Source organism: Pelagibius sp. Alg239-R121 (assembly GCF_947331435.1).
GTDB lineage: Bacteria > Pseudomonadota > Alphaproteobacteria > Kiloniellales > Kiloniellaceae > Denitrobaculum.
This window is the reverse complement of record NZ_CAMZOF010000003.1, coordinates 49,561-64,329: the sequence shown is the minus strand read 5'-3', so window position 1 is coordinate 64,329 and position 14,769 is coordinate 49,561. Positions and strand designations below refer to the sequence as shown.

Genomic DNA, 14,769 nt, shown 5'->3' with positions numbered 1-14,769 from the left:
CAAGAACGGCGGAACTTTTGGAAGTCAGGCGGCGAGGGTGAGTTCGGTTTCCGCGATCCATCCGCCGCCGAGCACGCGTTCGCCGTCATAGAAGACCGCAGCCTGTCCCGGCGAAATCCCAAACTGCGGCTCGGAAAGAACCACCTCAGCACCGCCATGGACGGCACGGCTGATGCGCGCTTCCGCAGCGCTGGAAACGGACCGCAACTTGACCTGAACCTCGATGCCCTCCTCGGATAAGGGGACATCGCCCAGCCAGTTCACCTGGCCGATACGCACGACATCACGCGCCAGAGCCTGCTTCGGTCCGACGATGACCCGGTGGGTCTCCGGATCCAGCCGAACCACGAACAGCGGATCGGCCGTCCCGCCAATGCCGATGCCGCGGCGCTGTCCGATGGTGTACTTGATGATGCCTTCATGCCGTCCCAGAACGCGGCCATCCACGTGGACGATATCGCCGGGCTCAATGGCGCCTGGGCGCAGCTTTTCCACGACACTGGCGTAGGATCCGTTCGGCACGAAGCAGATATCCTGGCTGTCCGGCTTGTCGGCAACCTCCAGCCCCATCTTTTCAGCCAGCGCTCGGGTCTCCGTCTTCGGCATTCCGCCTAGGGGGAAACGCAGAAAATCGAGTTGCTCGTCCGTGGTCGAAAAGAGAAAATAACTCTGATCCCGGCTTGGATCGACTGCGCGATGCAGTTCCGCACCCTTTGAACCCATGACCCGCTGGACATAATGCCCGGTCGCCAGGGCTTCCGCCCCCAGATCGCGCGCCGTGGCCAGCAAATCCCGGAATTTGACAGTCTGATTGCAGCGCACACAGGGGATCGGCGTCTCGCCACGCAGATAGCTGTCGGCAAAGTCGTCCATCACGCTCTGGCGGAACTTGGACTCGTAATCCAGGACATAGTGCGGAAAATCCAGCCGCTCGGCGACCTGGCGGGCATCGTAGATATCCTGTCCGGCGCAACAGGCGCCCTTGCGCTCGATTGCGGCGCCATGATCGTAAAGCTGCAGGGTCACCCCAACCACGTCATAACCTTCGGCGTGCAGCAATCCGGCCGTGACCGAGCTGTCCACGCCGCCAGACATGGCGACCACCACGCGGGTCTCCGCGGGCGCTTTATCGAAACCGAGCGAGTTCATAGGCGCGAATATAGGAGAAAGTGTCAAACACGCAAGGTTTCAGGCGGAAATTCTGCACATAAAGAAAGGCGTCTGGAGCGACCTCGCGTCAACGTCACCTATCAGCCTTCATTATTTCGGCCAGACGCATCAGGACGCTATTATCTTGATAAAGCCCGAGGGAGGCCGAAAAATGTCCCTGATACTTTCTGAAGATGTTGTTTTCAGGGACATTCCAGCGGCGCATCAGGTTTTCACCGCCTTTGATCGGCGTCAGATCGTCCGCCCTACCAAGCAGAGTGACAATCCGATCTGCAGCCATCACAGGATCGCCATGGGGTTCCAACAAGGGTGTCCAACGGGCAAGATCGGCTTCGGCCCAACCGGCCTCAGCGAAACGCCTTGGCATCTCTAAGAGGCGAGCCATGCTCCCGCGCAGCGCAATATCCAGCATATCCTCGCTGGTCGTAATTAGAAGCAACTGATCCGGGCGCCGTTCCGAACTCCAGTTTCGGGCCTGGGTCGCAACAATTTGAGCCGTCAAAGCACCGAGGCTCAAGCCGCCAACGGCTACCTGCGGGGATCCATTCCGGCGCGCCCATTCGATCAGTTGCGCGACTTCCCTTACCCAGGCATGAAACAACCCGATAAACCCCAAGGGACCCTGTCCAATGGCCGGCTCACCGCCAAACTGGCCGTGCAACCTGCGATGTCCGTGCCAGGGGGCTTCCGGGCGGATGACTCGAAAACCCTGCTTGGTCAGCATGTTCACAGGGTCGGTCATTTCCCCCCAAAAATCCGTCTCCATGCCGATCCCGTGGAGAAAAATGATACAGGGTGCGTCGGTTGCACCGGTTTCGGGCTCGTAAACCTTCGCCCAGGCCTTGCCTTCTTCGCCCGATACCAAAGACGGAAATCTCAGCCAATATTGCCGATAGGGAGCATCCGAATCCCAGTTGCCGTGCAGAATGCCGGATTGCTCCAGCACAGGAAGGGATGGCGCGGCAAAGGCCGAATCCAAATCAAGTAGCCGCTTCCCATGATCTCGCTCGACGTCTTCTCGAGGAGAGACTGCCCACAACAGTTTCGGGAACTTTCGTCGCCATGGCAGGTAAGCCTTGCGGCAGAGCATTCGTCGTTTGGAAAGTGCCTGGCGCTCCACTTCAGCCGTTGCCATGCCGGTCTTATGGCTATTCCCTTCGCCGAAAAAGCAGCTTTCCCAACGCTGATGACAGTCAAGATAAGCCCGGTCGGCAAGGGATGTCTGTTCCAACGCAGAACGTATCAAACCCGAATTCCGAATTCGGGTTCCGAGCGCGCCATTAAATGCGTCAAGGTCTCCCTCTGCCTGAAGTGCGGCAGCCCACGCTCGCGAAAGCGGAAAGTACCAGTTTACAATGGCGCGAACGCCACACCAGTCGTACCACGGACGCAGCAGAAACCTACCCTGCAGACCGTCAAAAGTCTTGACCAACATCGGCCGGGGGAGACGGGCGGAAGAGTCCTTTTCGAGAGAAACTGGCGCGTTCACAAACAATGGCCTAAAATAAAATTGGTTTCCAGCATATCTACCACAGTCAACTAGTCGTCGGGTTGAAACTCACAAACATATCACCACCGATCACCATTCGTGCCACTATGATCGCGGCTGTAGATCGTAAATTACAGGATAGATTGCAATGCATCGGCTTTTTCTAACGATAGCCTTCTCACTCGGGCTGATCACATCGGCATCGCTTACCGCCCTCGCCGAGAACGGTACCATCGTCAAAGAGAGCAACCGCTCCGTTTCCGAGACCATTACGCTGCTTGAAGAGACTCTCAAGTCCAAGGGCATCACCATCTTTGCCCGGATTGATCATGCGGCCGGCGCCTCCAAAGTGGATCAGTCGTTGCGTCCGACAGAGCTGCTTATTTTCGGCAATCCCAAACTCGGCACGCCCTTGATGCAGAGCAATCAGGCCGTTGGCGTCGACCTCCCCCTCAAGGCGTTGGCCTACGAGGACGAAGCTGGAAAGGTGTACCTCGTGTACAACGATCCGAAATACCTGAGCGAGCGTCACGATTTGGGCGAGAAAGCTAAGGTCATCGAGAAAATATCGGGCGCACTCAGCAAGTTTTCCGATATTGCAACGAAGTAAACTTCCGGCAGCGGCTGAGTCTGGTTAATAAAATACATACCAGGCCGAGCAAAAGCTTTGTAAAGCTGCCCGAATTTCGGGTGCTCACGAATAGTTGTGAGTTCGATCCCCTGCATGCCCACTGGCGATTGCCAGATTTTGCTTCCCAAGGACCGCTATATACGAAAAACTGAGCCCTTTCATTCTCGGGGCTCAGTGGCTTGTGTGTTGGTCATAAGCCACTTTTCGTTGCTGGTCGCTGTATGAGGGGTACTCTTAGACTACGCTATCTGTTGGCCTTCGCATTCACTTTGGTTGCGACGGTTCCCGTCCTGCTGCTTGGCTTTTGGGTGGAAAAGAACGCCCTTCCCAACGAAATACAGTCGGCCACGGAAAAACATCTCCTACTGGCGCAAAACATCACATCGAGTCTTGAACATTACCTCTTCGATGTAGAGGCAGCGTTCAACTATTTCGTCGAAACCTCGAATGAGGAGCAGAATTCGGTCGAGCTCGCGGCATTTGCTGAGCACCTGGGATTTAGGGCATTCTTTATTTTATCGGGCGAGGATCAGGTCACATATGACCTGATGTCCCCCGTTGCCAGTCCTGCCCGGAACGTGAAATACCTGGCTGAAAAAGTGCGTTCGCTCGCCATCGCGCCGGAGCCACGCTTCAGCGGTGTTTCAAGAAATGACAGCGGTCAACCGACTATTTATCTGGTTAAACCGCTTGAAAGCCAAAAACTGGCGGTCGGCGAACTCTCTACGGATTACATCGTCAAGGTTCAGAAATCGATCGCGTTCGGCGAAAAAGGCCACGCTGCGATTGTCGATGCCAAGGGCCGGGTCATCGCCCATCCGAGGGAGCTTTGGCGCAAAGAAGTACGCGATCTCTCTGCGCTTCCCCCCGTAAAGCGCATGATGAACGGCGAGACCGGTGTCACAAGATTTGTTTCACCGGCTTTGAACGAAGAGATGATCTCTGGCTTCTCCGTCGCCAAGAACGTCGGATGGGGTGTCATGGTGCCCCAGCCGATCAGTGAGCTGACCGGACAAACCAACAAGGTTCAACGTGCAGTCTTTGCAATCGTTGCCGTCGGCCTCGCAGCGGCAGCTTTTCTGGGCTGGACGCTTTCCGGCCTGTTGACGCAGCCTGTCGAGGCTGTGGTTCAGGCCGCACAGGATTTTGCGAGCGGCAATAGAGATCGCCGCGTTCCACCACTGTCGAAGCTGGCGCCAATCGAATTCCGGACTCTCTCCCACGGCTTTAATGCCATGGCACAACAGATACAGGATGACCATAGCGCGCTGGCCGAGCGCACCCGGCAAGAGGGCATGGAGCGCCTGGGCTCGATCGCCGCCAATATCCCCGGCCTGTTGTACCGCCGGATCCGGATGGCAAACGGCGACATCAGCTATCCATTTCTGCGAGCCGGTGCCCGGAACGAGTTCGACCTCGAGCTCGATGGCCACAGACCCATGCTCGACAATCTGACCCAGGTCGTTCATCCGCAGGATGTCTCACCGCTGATCTGGGCCATCGACGAGTCGGCCAGCACCCTCGATCCGCACACTCATGAATTTCGCATTATCGGACGATCGGGCGAGGCAAAATGGGCACGCTCTTTTGGCATCCCGAGACGGCACGAGAACGGCGACACGATCTGGGACGGCGTAATCGTTGATATCAGCGAAACCAAAAAAGTCGAGCAAGCATTGCTGGAAGCGAAGGAAGAGGCGGAAAACGCCAATCGGGCCAAAAGCGAGTTCCTCGCCAATATGAGCCACGAATTGCGGACCCCGATGAACGCCATTCTCGGTTTTTCAGAAGCAATGCAACTCGAACTCTTCGGCCAGCTTTCGCCGACCTACAAGGAATATTCGGACAATATTCACAGCAGCGCAGAGCACCTTTTGAGCCTGATCAACGACCTGCTCGACCTCTCCAAGGTCGAAGCCGGGAAATTTGAGCTAGATATCGAAGAGATTGCCATCGACGATTTTGTCGAAGAGATTCAGAAGCTGATGGAACCCAAGCTGACCGCCGGACGTCTGCAGCTTGTCAACGCGATCCCGGTCAATTTTCCGCATCTTTGCGCAGATCGCAGAGCGCTCAGGCAAATGCTCCTCAATCTCGTGTCCAATGCGATTAAGTTTACGCCGCCAAAGGGGCAGATTGAGATTGTCGGACGGCTCGAGCGCAACGGCGCCCTCAGGCTTGGCGTTTCAGACACCGGAGTCGGTATTGCGCCGAGCGATATCAAAACCGTCATGGAACCCTTTGGGCAGGTCAGCAAGGGCTTGGAGCATGCCAATCCCGGCACAGGTCTGGGTTTGCCACTCACCAGATCTCTGATCGAACGCCACGGCGGCGAACTGCGCCTGCATAGCCTGCCTGACAAGGGCACCACCGTTGAACTGATTTTCCCCAGGCACCGCGTTCACCCGGCAAGCGACCTGCTTCAGGCCTAGGTTGGGAACTCCTATTCCTTGACGATCTTGACGACAAAATTGTGTTTTCTGGCAAGAAGTTAGGAGCGGAGCGATGCTGATGCATCGTGCCTCTGCCAGAATTGGACTGACGAAGCAACGCTGTCCAGAACGTGGTTCCCAGAACTCATGGTCTTGTCGCCCAAACGGGGTCGTATTTTGGGAGAGTTCAGGGGCGTCGTACCCTCTCACCGGGCCTTCAAGGCCCGCTTTCAAGATCCCTCCGGCCTGAAACCTCCCAAAATACGATCAAGGCCACCAAGGAATAGGAGGCCTCAACCTAGCGCGCGATCGTTTTTCGCTTATTCAGTGTAAAACAATCAGACGTTGAGCGCCTGCAGCATGATCCAAATCAAAGATCATGCCCTCAAGGAGTGCCAATCTCACTGCTGTAGAATTTCTGATTCAGTGGGAGAGACTGAAATGTCAGCTCATGATTTGATAGCAAGCATCGGTTTCGCTGCACGGCGGCGCCTGCGGCAAATGCGCGAACTCAATCAGCTTTCCAAGATGGACGCGCAGCAGTTTGCCGATATGGGTGTCTGCCGCACGGATTTGACGGCGATTGCCGGTGGCGCATCGGATGCCAAAGAGCGCCTGGAAGCTATGGCGAAAAAGCTCGGGATTCCTGCAGCGCGCTTAAACGAGGAGCACTGGCGGGCGGTCGACATGGCACGATCCTGCGCGGCCTGCCGCGAGCGGAAGCTCTGCCGTAAGTGGCAAGCAGGAGAAGGATCTCGCGAAAGCTATCGTTTCTTCTGTCCGAATGCCACTGCCTTTGACGAGCTGAATTCAGAACCTTTTCATTGAATCTCTGCAGACGTGTATCAGCTTCCGCGCTTTTTCATATGCTTCAAGTAGACTCACCGGGAGGACAGGTCGTCCACGGCGCTCCGTTTAACCCGGATCTCCTCTGGAAATCGAACCACCTGTCCCACGTCCTTCCGTTTGGACCGGAAATCCCTTGCGATCGCTGACACAGAAGTCGATTTCCCCTTGAGCCTCAGACGATCTGGCTCATCTGAGATTGGGCCCGTTGAGTGCCGAGCGCTATCGCTCAACACCTCCCTGAGAAAGAACGCCGTCTCTTCATGAGTGCCCGATGGCGGCAGTCAAGAAGTGTGCTTGATGGCCGCTCAAGCTCGCATTTAGTTTGAACGGCCATCCGAATCACACGTAGTCCGGTGCGTCGAGAGTAACGCCGTTGTAATCGCCCTCAACGGCCGCCACATAGGCTTTTGCGGTATCAGCGGCTGATAGGCCCGGGGTCGGGTCCATGCCCATCATCTCCATTGTTTCTTTAACGAACACCGGGCTGACCGTGTTCACGCGCAAGTCCCGATCAAGTTCGAGGGCGGCGGCGCGTGCAAAGGATTCCAGCGCCCCATTCGCCATGCTGATGACAACCGATCCAGGCATTGGATCGCGGGACAAAATGCCAGCGGTCAAGGTGAAAGATCCCGAGTCACTGACATGATCCCGGCCAATCCGCACAAGATTGATCTGCCCCATCAGCTTGTTGGTTAGAGCAAGATCGAAGGCAGCATCGTCCAAGTCGCTGAACGGAGCAAAATTTGCGGCTCCAGCCGTGCAGATGACTGCATCGATCGTACCGACGGCACTGAACAACGCTTCGATGGATGCCTTCGAGCCAAGATCAACCTGGAAGTCGCCATCGCGATGCCCGGCCCGGACGATCTCGTGTTTCTCTGAAAGGCGTTCTGCAACGGCTTTACCGATTGTTCCGGTGGCTCCGATAATAAGAATCTTCATGAAATTTCTCCGGTTGAAGGATGTCCCTGGAGTGGGTCCGGGTTCACTGGTATCGCCTCGAGCGAACTATCGACCCGGTGAGTCTGTTTCAACTTTTCGATGTCGGATGGATGCAGATGCTGGGACGAAACCTCAAAGCGGCTCCGGCGGAGCACGATCCGATTTAAGGCTTCAGGCCGTAGTCCATGTCGAGGGGTGAGACACCCTCAATTGGACCGACCAGCTGCTCCATCTGAAAACGGAAGCGCTCCTGCGTTGCCCGGTCCAGCATGAACCTGTGGAAGTCTTCAGGAGAGGTATTGTGGTGTTGGACAGCTTTGAAGCCGCCGGGGGCTTCCACATCCGTACGCACCGGCCATTGAAGCCATTTGCTTTGGAATCTCTTAGACAGCATCCAGCTCGTATAGAGTTTCGCAGTTGCCTTGTTTTTTGCCTTTGCAGGAATGGCAGCGGTTTGAATCCAGGTGAGGAAAAAATCCTTCTTCGGGAGCAGAAATTTCACCGGGCTGTCCTGAAAAGGCACAAGGCTCCAGGACGTCGTGAAGCTTGCGGGATACCAGCCGGATCCGATCGCGACATAAGGCATGGAAGTGCCGCGCACCCAAACCGGTTCATTGGCAACAAGTTTTTCAAGGTAGTCCCAACCGTATTTCTGCTTGAGATGCCAGAACTGGTAGAGAACGGCGTCATCATCGTGAGGGTAGGTCAGAATCACTTTGCCCTTGAGCGCCGGATCCAGATAATCCATGGCATCGCGCGGGGCTTTGTCCTCGCCAATCAGGTCAGTATTGATCAGATTGCTGAACGAGACACCGAAAAGACCCGTCCAGTGTCCGTTTGGATCCCTGTAGGCCGGGTACACTTTGTCCCAGTCTTTTGGCTTGTAGGCCAGCAGCTCGCCGCGTCTTGTCCAATAGTCGAAATCGTACAGCGTCTGCAGTTGAATCACGTCGGGCACCTCCCCGCCGTTTTCCAAGGCATTGTCGAAACGCGGCGCGTGATACTTGCTCAGATCAACCCTGTGGATGACGTTGATGTCCGGGAAATCCTCCTTGAACATATCAAGTATGAAATCCGACTGATCCGGCTTGTCGCCACCGGCCCACAGGACCAGATTGCCGCCTTCTTCCTTAGCGGCTGTGTAGAGCTGATCGAGGGTTCTGCTTTCAATTTCTACTGCGGGTGCCGCCGTTGAGATCATCACGGACGCTATTGCGCCCATAAGAATGCGCTTCATATTCAGTCTCCAGTTTTTGATCGATCAGGCATCCGGCCGGAAGAGAGACCGTTTGATCGACTGCCCGGTCCGCGTGCCGGGCTCGTTTTGATTGATCTGCAAATGAGACATACATCCTGGCGTAAAAAGCCTTACGCCACTGCGCAGCTTTCAATGAGGAATAGCGACTCACGGCATGCCACCAATCTGCGTACGGGCTTGAATATAGTTCGGCAATTGACGCAAGCTAATTTCTGGATTTTGCAAAGAGACTTTGCAAAAATGCACAGATTATGGATTGGAGTGATATTCCTTTTGTGCTCGCCGTTTGTGAAACGGGTAGTCTTTCCGGTGCAGCCCGACAGCTCGGCGTCAACCACTCAACGGTGTTTCGCCGTATTGAGGGAATGGAAGAAAAACTTGGTGTGGCACTGTTTGAACGCTTGAGTCATGGCTACGTCATGACAGCGGCCGGCGAACATTTCTTCCGGCATGGTCTTGTCCTGAAAGATGGCGTGACCCGTATTCAACGTGAATTAATTGGACAGGACCTGCGCCTCGAAGGTGTTCTTACCGTTACAACCACCGATTCTCTGCTCCATCGTCTCACCTCCGTCTTCCTGGCGTTTCAACAGGCGTATCCAGACGTCGAACTGCGTCTCTTATCCGACACCCGTCCTCTCGATCTGATGAAGCGTGACGCCGACATTGCCTTGCGTCCCACCCGGCATCCGCCGGAACACTGGATTGGCCGCAATCTATTGCCGGTCGCCTATACGACTTACGCTCATTCAGATTATGTGAAAGCCTCGCGGAATCTGGCCCCGGAACAGCTTCGCTGGGTCAGGCTCGACGACAGTCTGAACCAATCCCCCATGAGTCAGATTACAGCCCAGCGCAAGGCAGAGGGTGCGCCGATAACGATCACCAGCTCAGTTATGGGGATGTTTGATCTGGTTCGCGGCGGCCTCGGTATCGCTGTACTGCCATGCTATATGGGTGAGAACAGTCCGGAGCTGATCCGGCTCGATGAGCCTGAGGCAGAATTCAATACAGATCTTTGGATATTAGCTCATCCCGACATCCGTCGGAGCGCCAGGGTCCATGCCTTCTTTGAGTTCGCGACAAAAAAGATCCGCGATGGCGGCTCCGATTTCTTTAAAACGAACGGCGGATCGGATGGAGAAGGCTGACGCGCTCGACGATCGCCAAGATGTTTGTACGCTATATAGAGCGCTTGTACCGGAACCAGGGATCGACGTTGTTGAGCTTCGCGGCTTCAATCAGGTCAATAGGAACAACAGCTTAACGTCTGCCGCCGCGCGGACACTACCGCGACAAGAACTCGGGATTCGCCGCAGAACTACAGTTTGAAGAGGGCTTAAAAGTCGCTGCGAAATTGTCGGATGCGCGCCGCATTGGGGCAAAAACCCGGAGGGTCCGCATGGCGGCGTCCTTCAGCAAGCCATTTGCGGCACTTGTCGGTGTCCTGGCATCCGGCACAGGCATACATGGCATTCTTGAGTTTGCCTTCCAGCGACCAGCCGTAATTCCGCGAGTCTTGCAGAGCGTCTGTCTGGGCAAACATCTCACCCATGAGCTCCACACGCTCGTTCAGTTTATTGAACAGACCCATTGTTTTCTCCCTCCCAAACTGCGCAATGCTCGAAAAGGATGAGCCTTGAAGCAAGCGCACGCATTGATCTGCATCAAGCGTTTGCAGGGTGTGAAATCAACCGGTGCTGTTTGGAGACATACCCATGTTCCAGAAACCGACTTCCAAACGCGTGGCTGCGCCGAAGGTCTTACTCAGAGACTTCCAGCGGCCGCTCTGCCTGATGTCGTCACCGGCACGGACCGTGGCAACCTGGTCTAATTGCTGTAACGAGGCTTCCACAACCGATTGATAACCGTCGCCAGCGTAGGTTTCGATCCAATCCCGGTAAGGATTCCCTGACAGATCTTCGCTGCTCCGCGCTCCCAGCCTCAGCCCGATTTCACCGTATCCGGCCACGCAAGGCGCCAGGGCCGTCAAGAGGTCGAGCAGATCGCCGGACAGCCCCGCATCCAGGACAAAACGCGTATAGGCAAGATTTTCGGATGCCTCGTCGACTCGCGCCATATCGGCTTCATTCAGACCCCATTGCTCGCAATACCGCAGATGTAGCTGCATTTCCTCGTTCAGCAAGGCTTCCATAGTGGCAGCGGCCTTGCGCATGTCGTCCAGATTGTCGCTCTTGTAGACGGCAAGCGCATAGGCCCGGCTGAAGTGGATCAGGAACAGATAGTCCTGCACGAGATAATGCCGGAAGCAGGCCTCTGGCAAAGTTCCGTCACCTAGCCGACGGACAAACTCGTGATCGACATAGGCTTCCCAGTCCGCCCGGTTTTCGGATTTCAATGCCGCGAAAACGCCCTGTTCCCACGCCGGAGTGAAGTCAGACATCGAGCTGAATCAATCCATCAGCATGCTGGGTGAAGACCCCGGCAACGTTACCGTTAGGCCGTCCAATGCATCGGTGATGATCAGTTGGCAGCCCAGGCGCGAGGTCCGGGTCAGGCCGAAGGCGAGGTCGAGCATATCCTCTTCGTCTTCGCTCGCTTCATTGAGCTTCTCGTACCAAGTCGCATCGACCACGACGTGACAGGTCGCGCAGGCCAGAGAGCCCTCACAGGCACCCTCGATGTCGACATTGTTGCGATGGGCGATTTCCAGCACCGAGAGGCCCAGAGGCGCATCCACTTCCTTGTGGGAGCCGTCTCTCTCGATGAACACCATCTTCGGCATGCAGCCAAACTCCTATTTCATCTCGTCCGATGCAAAAAAAACCGGATGCTTATTAGAACCTCACGGAGAGAAAGGCGAGCGCTCTCTCGCCGCCAAATGCAAAAATCTTCCGCTTAACCTTGATTTTCGGCCCGTATCTTCGAAACCGCTGCCACCAGCATGGTAATTGAGGCGTCAATCTCCGCTTCGCTGTTGAAGCGACCGACCCCGAAGCGCAGGCTGCCGCGCGCCAAGTCCGCGTCGACACCGAGGGCCTGCAGCACATAGGACGGCTCAACCGATGCCGAGGTACAGGCCGATCCGGTGGAAAGGCAAAGTTTGGGCACCGCCCGCAGCAAAGCGGCTGCATCGACCCCTGCGAAAGAAAGATTGAGGTTGCCCGACAGGCGTTGTGTCGGGTGTCCGTTCAGATGCACGCCCGTCAAGGCAGCGCTCAAGCCACGATAGAGCCGTTTCGTGAGCGCCCCGACCCGCTTGACCTCTTCTTCCATCTCTTCGCGCGCAATCCGGGCGGCTTCACCGAAACCCACGCAGAGCGGCGCCGGAAGTGTGCCGGAACGCAGACCGCGCTCCTGCCCACCGCCATCGATCTCCGCCTCCAGCCGTACGCGAGGACGGCGTCGAACGAAGAGTGCCCCAATTCCCATCGGCCCATAGGCCTTATGGGCCGATATCGACAGCAGATCGATGGGCGTTTCGCGCACGTCGATGGGGATCTTGCCAATCGCCTGGGCAGCGTCGCTGTGGAAATAGGCGCCCTTTTCGCGGCAGATAGCGCCAATCTCCTCAAGCGGTTGAAGTACACCGATCTCATTGTTCGCCGCCATGACGGAAACGACGGAGGTCTCTTCATTTACTGCCCGTTTCAGTGCCGCCAGATCGATCAGCCCATCGGGCAGGACGGGCACAAAGGTCACGCGGTGCCCCTCGCGTTCCAGCCTGCGCACGCTTTCAAGGACACATTTGTGCTCGGTCGTGCAGGTGACGACGTGCGGCTTACGCTCCATGTGAAATCTGGCGGCGCCCTTGATCGCAAGATTGTTTGCCTCGGTCGCCCCCGAGGTAAAGATGATCTCGCGTGGTTCGGCCCCGATCAACGCAGCAACCTGCGCCCGGGCCTGCTCGACTGCGTCTTCCGCATCCCAACCGTAACCATGGTCGGCGGAATGGGGATTACCGAACTTCTCGGTGAAATACGGCAGCATCGCCTCGGTCACCCGGGGATCGGTCGGCGTCGTTGCCTGATTATCGAGATAAATCGACGCAACGATGCGGTTTTTTCCGGCCGGTTCGGGTAATTCTTCAACCACGTAATCCTCGCGTTGCCGCGCCTCTAAATCCATGTCCTCAGACACACCCGCCCCCCTAAGCAACTGAACTGGCGGGAGCAGCGGGAGAGGTATCCCGCCCCGCGTGACGATGAAACAATGCTGTCCAGGCTTTCACGAAAGCCTCTATGTCCTCAGCTTCGCTGGACCAACCGAGACTGATCCGGATGGCATTCGCCGCGTCTTCATCACTGGCCCCCATCGCCTTCAAAACATGCGAAGGCTGGACTTTGCCCGAAGAACAGGCCGACCCCGAGCTGACCGCGATGCCGGCGAGATCGAGAGCCATCACCTGGGTCTCCGCGGCGACATCGGGCATTGTAACGCAAGTGGTGTTGGGCAGACGGAGAGCTTCCTGCCCATAGATTTTACTGGCTGGCGAAACCACGGAGATCTTCCGTTCCATCTCATCCCGCCAACTGGCGAGTGACTGGGCTTTGGTCAGCTGTGCCGCCGCCAGATCCGCCGCAACCCCAAATCCTGCACAGCCTGCGACATTCTCGGTGCCGGCGCGGCGGCGGCGTTCCTGGCCTCCACCCCGCAGCAGGGGTTTCAATTCGACGCCGGGAGCAAGAACCAATGCTCCAACCCCTTGCGGGCCACCGATTTTGTGCGCTGAAAGGGTCAGCATATCCACGTCGAGAGCTGCGATATCCAGCGGCATTTTCCCAGCCGCCTGCACCGCGTCGCAATGGACCATGACACCGTGACGACGTGCAATCGCCGCAGCCTCCGAAACAGGCTGAATCACACCGGTTTCATTATTACCCAGCATGACCGACAGCAACGCCGGCGCCGCACTGGCGGCGAGCAGATGTTCCAGTCTTTCGAGGTCCAGCGTCCCATCGGCGTTCAAGGGGACGCGGATGGCGTCCGGGGCTGCCTGCAGCACCGAATCATGCTCACCCGCACCAACGAGCAAACGCTCCCGGCCACTTCCCTTCAAGGCGATGTTGTTGGCTTCCGTGCCGCCCGAGGTAAAGACCACATCCTGGCTTCGTCCGCCCACGAGTGCCGCAACAGAACGGCGGGCATCTTCGACAAGCCGCCGCGCGCTGCGCCCGAACCCGTGCACGGAGGAAGGGTTGCCGACCGTAGACAACGCTTTGGTCACGGCTTCAATCACCTCGGGGCGGATCGGCGCCGTCGCGTTGAAGTCCATATAGTGCTGCTGCATCTCGGCTTCCGGTTAATCCCTGGGGCTATGCATTGAAACAGGCCTTCTGTGGTCATTCAGCTGCATGCGCGGGATCATTCTCATCTAAATTCGAGGTCTGACAAGTGTCGGTTTCCACTTCTGCTGCAAGGTCAGGCTGCGGCGGTTCGCCAAAACAGGCTGTGGCGAAAAGACCGCTGGTCCCGAGAACGCGCCGGGCAACCACGTCGGCGAGGCTCACCGAGTTCAGATAGAGATAGATCTGGTTGCCCAGCTCTTCCCAAAGGTCGTGAGTCAGACAGCGGCTGCTGTTGCCGCGGCATCCCACCGGCTGCCCAGGCATACAGCGGGTTGCCCTGATCGGTTCGTCGACCGCTAGAATAATATCGGCGATCCGTGTGTCTTCGGCCGCGCGGGCCAACAGATAGCCGCCACCCGGACCGCGCACGGACTGTACCAGAGCGCCGCGCCTCAGCTTGGCAAAGAGCTGCTCGAGATAAGAGAGCGAGATCTCCTGCCGTTCGGCGATCTCCGCCAAGGGGATGGGCCTGCAGCGCAAGGCTGAGACACCGTTGTGCCCCTCACCGGTTTCATTGCAGTTTGCTGCCAGATCGACCATCGCCATGACGGCATAACGCCCTTTGGTATTAAGCTTCACTGCGCTCCTCTCTTTCGATCATCTACGTGCCGGTGCCAGTGCCGGTTCGGAATTCGGACTCACTGTCCTTAGCCGCCCGATCACAGATTCCGGTTAGACGGGATCGCCAA

General features: G+C 56.9%; 14 protein-coding genes. 4 read left to right on the top strand and 10 right to left on the bottom strand.

The window, feature by feature from the left end; genetic code table 11:
* Positions 1-24 precede the first annotated feature (24 nt).
* Together mnmA and QMZ18_RS10760 are read right to left on the bottom strand one after the other, a co-directional pair.
* Positions 25-1,149 carry a tRNA 2-thiouridine(34) synthase MnmA gene (gene mnmA / locus QMZ18_RS10765; RefSeq protein ID WP_282606301.1) on the bottom strand — a complete coding sequence of 375 codons (1,125 nt, stop codon included), beginning with the start codon at positions 1,147-1,149 and terminating at the stop codon, positions 25-27.
* A gap of 94 nt (positions 1,150-1,243) precedes the next feature.
* Positions 1,244-2,659: an alpha/beta hydrolase gene (locus QMZ18_RS10760; RefSeq protein WP_282606300.1), complete on the bottom strand. Its 1,416-nt coding sequence runs from the start codon at positions 2,657-2,659 to the stop codon at positions 1,244-1,246.
* Between the two features lie 148 nt (positions 2,660-2,807).
* Here QMZ18_RS10760 and QMZ18_RS10755 point away from each other — a divergent pair, with 148 nt between their 5' ends.
* The 3 genes from QMZ18_RS10755 to QMZ18_RS10745 all read left to right on the top strand — a co-directional run bounded on the left by QMZ18_RS10755 (position 2,808) and on the right by QMZ18_RS10745 (position 6,550).
* Complete coding sequence (locus QMZ18_RS10755; protein ID WP_282606299.1) at positions 2,808-3,269, top strand: DUF302 domain-containing protein; 462 nt, start codon at positions 2,808-2,810, stop codon at positions 3,267-3,269.
* Between the two features lie 242 nt (positions 3,270-3,511).
* A complete protein-coding gene (locus QMZ18_RS10750) occupies positions 3,512-5,722 on the top strand; it encodes an ATP-binding protein (protein ID WP_282606298.1) in 2,211 nt (736 codons plus the stop codon).
* Between the two features lie 441 nt (positions 5,723-6,163).
* Positions 6,164-6,550, top strand: a complete 387-nt coding sequence (locus tag QMZ18_RS10745; RefSeq protein ID WP_282606297.1) for a DUF6455 family protein — start codon at positions 6,164-6,166, stop codon at positions 6,548-6,550.
* Positions 6,551-6,910: 360 nt separating this feature from the next.
* Here the strand turns inward: QMZ18_RS10745 and QMZ18_RS10740 are convergent, their stop codons facing one another.
* Both QMZ18_RS10740 and QMZ18_RS10735 read right to left on the bottom strand, forming a co-directional pair.
* Positions 6,911-7,513 (bottom strand): short chain dehydrogenase, encoded by a 603-nt coding sequence (locus tag QMZ18_RS10740; protein WP_282606296.1) that lies wholly within the window; start codon positions 7,511-7,513, stop codon positions 6,911-6,913.
* A gap of 163 nt (positions 7,514-7,676) precedes the next feature.
* The gene (locus QMZ18_RS10735; RefSeq protein ID WP_282606295.1) at positions 7,677-8,750 is read right to left on the bottom strand and encodes an ABC transporter substrate-binding protein; all 1,074 of its coding nucleotides are present in this window, start codon (positions 8,748-8,750) and stop codon (positions 7,677-7,679) included.
* 272 nt (positions 8,751-9,022) lie between these two features.
* Here QMZ18_RS10735 and QMZ18_RS10730 point away from each other — a divergent pair, with 272 nt between their 5' ends.
* The gene (locus QMZ18_RS10730; protein ID WP_282606294.1) at positions 9,023-9,922 is read left to right on the top strand and encodes a LysR family transcriptional regulator; all 900 of its coding nucleotides are present in this window, start codon (positions 9,023-9,025) and stop codon (positions 9,920-9,922) included.
* A 188-nt stretch (positions 9,923-10,110) separates the two neighbouring features.
* On the opposite strand, the gene QMZ18_RS10725 is transcribed toward QMZ18_RS10730, so the two are convergent.
* From QMZ18_RS10725 to QMZ18_RS10700, 6 genes are all read right to left on the bottom strand, one after another.
* On the bottom strand, positions 10,111-10,365 hold the full coding sequence (locus QMZ18_RS10725; RefSeq protein ID WP_282606293.1) for a DUF6455 family protein: 255 nt from the start codon (positions 10,363-10,365) through the stop codon (positions 10,111-10,113).
* A 96-nt stretch (positions 10,366-10,461) separates the two neighbouring features.
* Positions 10,462-11,175, bottom strand: a complete 714-nt coding sequence (tenA, locus tag QMZ18_RS10720) for a thiaminase II (RefSeq protein ID WP_282606292.1) — start codon at positions 11,173-11,175, stop codon at positions 10,462-10,464.
* Positions 11,176-11,184: 9 nt separating this feature from the next.
* Complete coding sequence (locus QMZ18_RS10715) at positions 11,185-11,517, bottom strand: ferredoxin family 2Fe-2S iron-sulfur cluster binding protein (RefSeq protein WP_282606291.1); 333 nt, start codon at positions 11,515-11,517, stop codon at positions 11,185-11,187.
* Positions 11,518-11,630: 113 nt separating this feature from the next.
* Positions 11,631-12,872 (bottom strand): IscS subfamily cysteine desulfurase, encoded by a 1,242-nt coding sequence (locus QMZ18_RS10710; protein WP_282606290.1) that lies wholly within the window; start codon positions 12,870-12,872, stop codon positions 11,631-11,633.
* A 10-nt stretch (positions 12,873-12,882) separates the two neighbouring features.
* On the bottom strand, positions 12,883-14,022 hold the full coding sequence (locus QMZ18_RS10705) for a cysteine desulfurase family protein (protein ID WP_282606289.1): 1,140 nt from the start codon (positions 14,020-14,022) through the stop codon (positions 12,883-12,885).
* Positions 14,023-14,074: 52 nt separating this feature from the next.
* Positions 14,075-14,659 (bottom strand): Rrf2 family transcriptional regulator, encoded by a 585-nt coding sequence (locus QMZ18_RS10700; RefSeq protein WP_282606288.1) that lies wholly within the window; start codon positions 14,657-14,659, stop codon positions 14,075-14,077.
* Positions 14,660-14,769 lie beyond the last annotated feature (110 nt).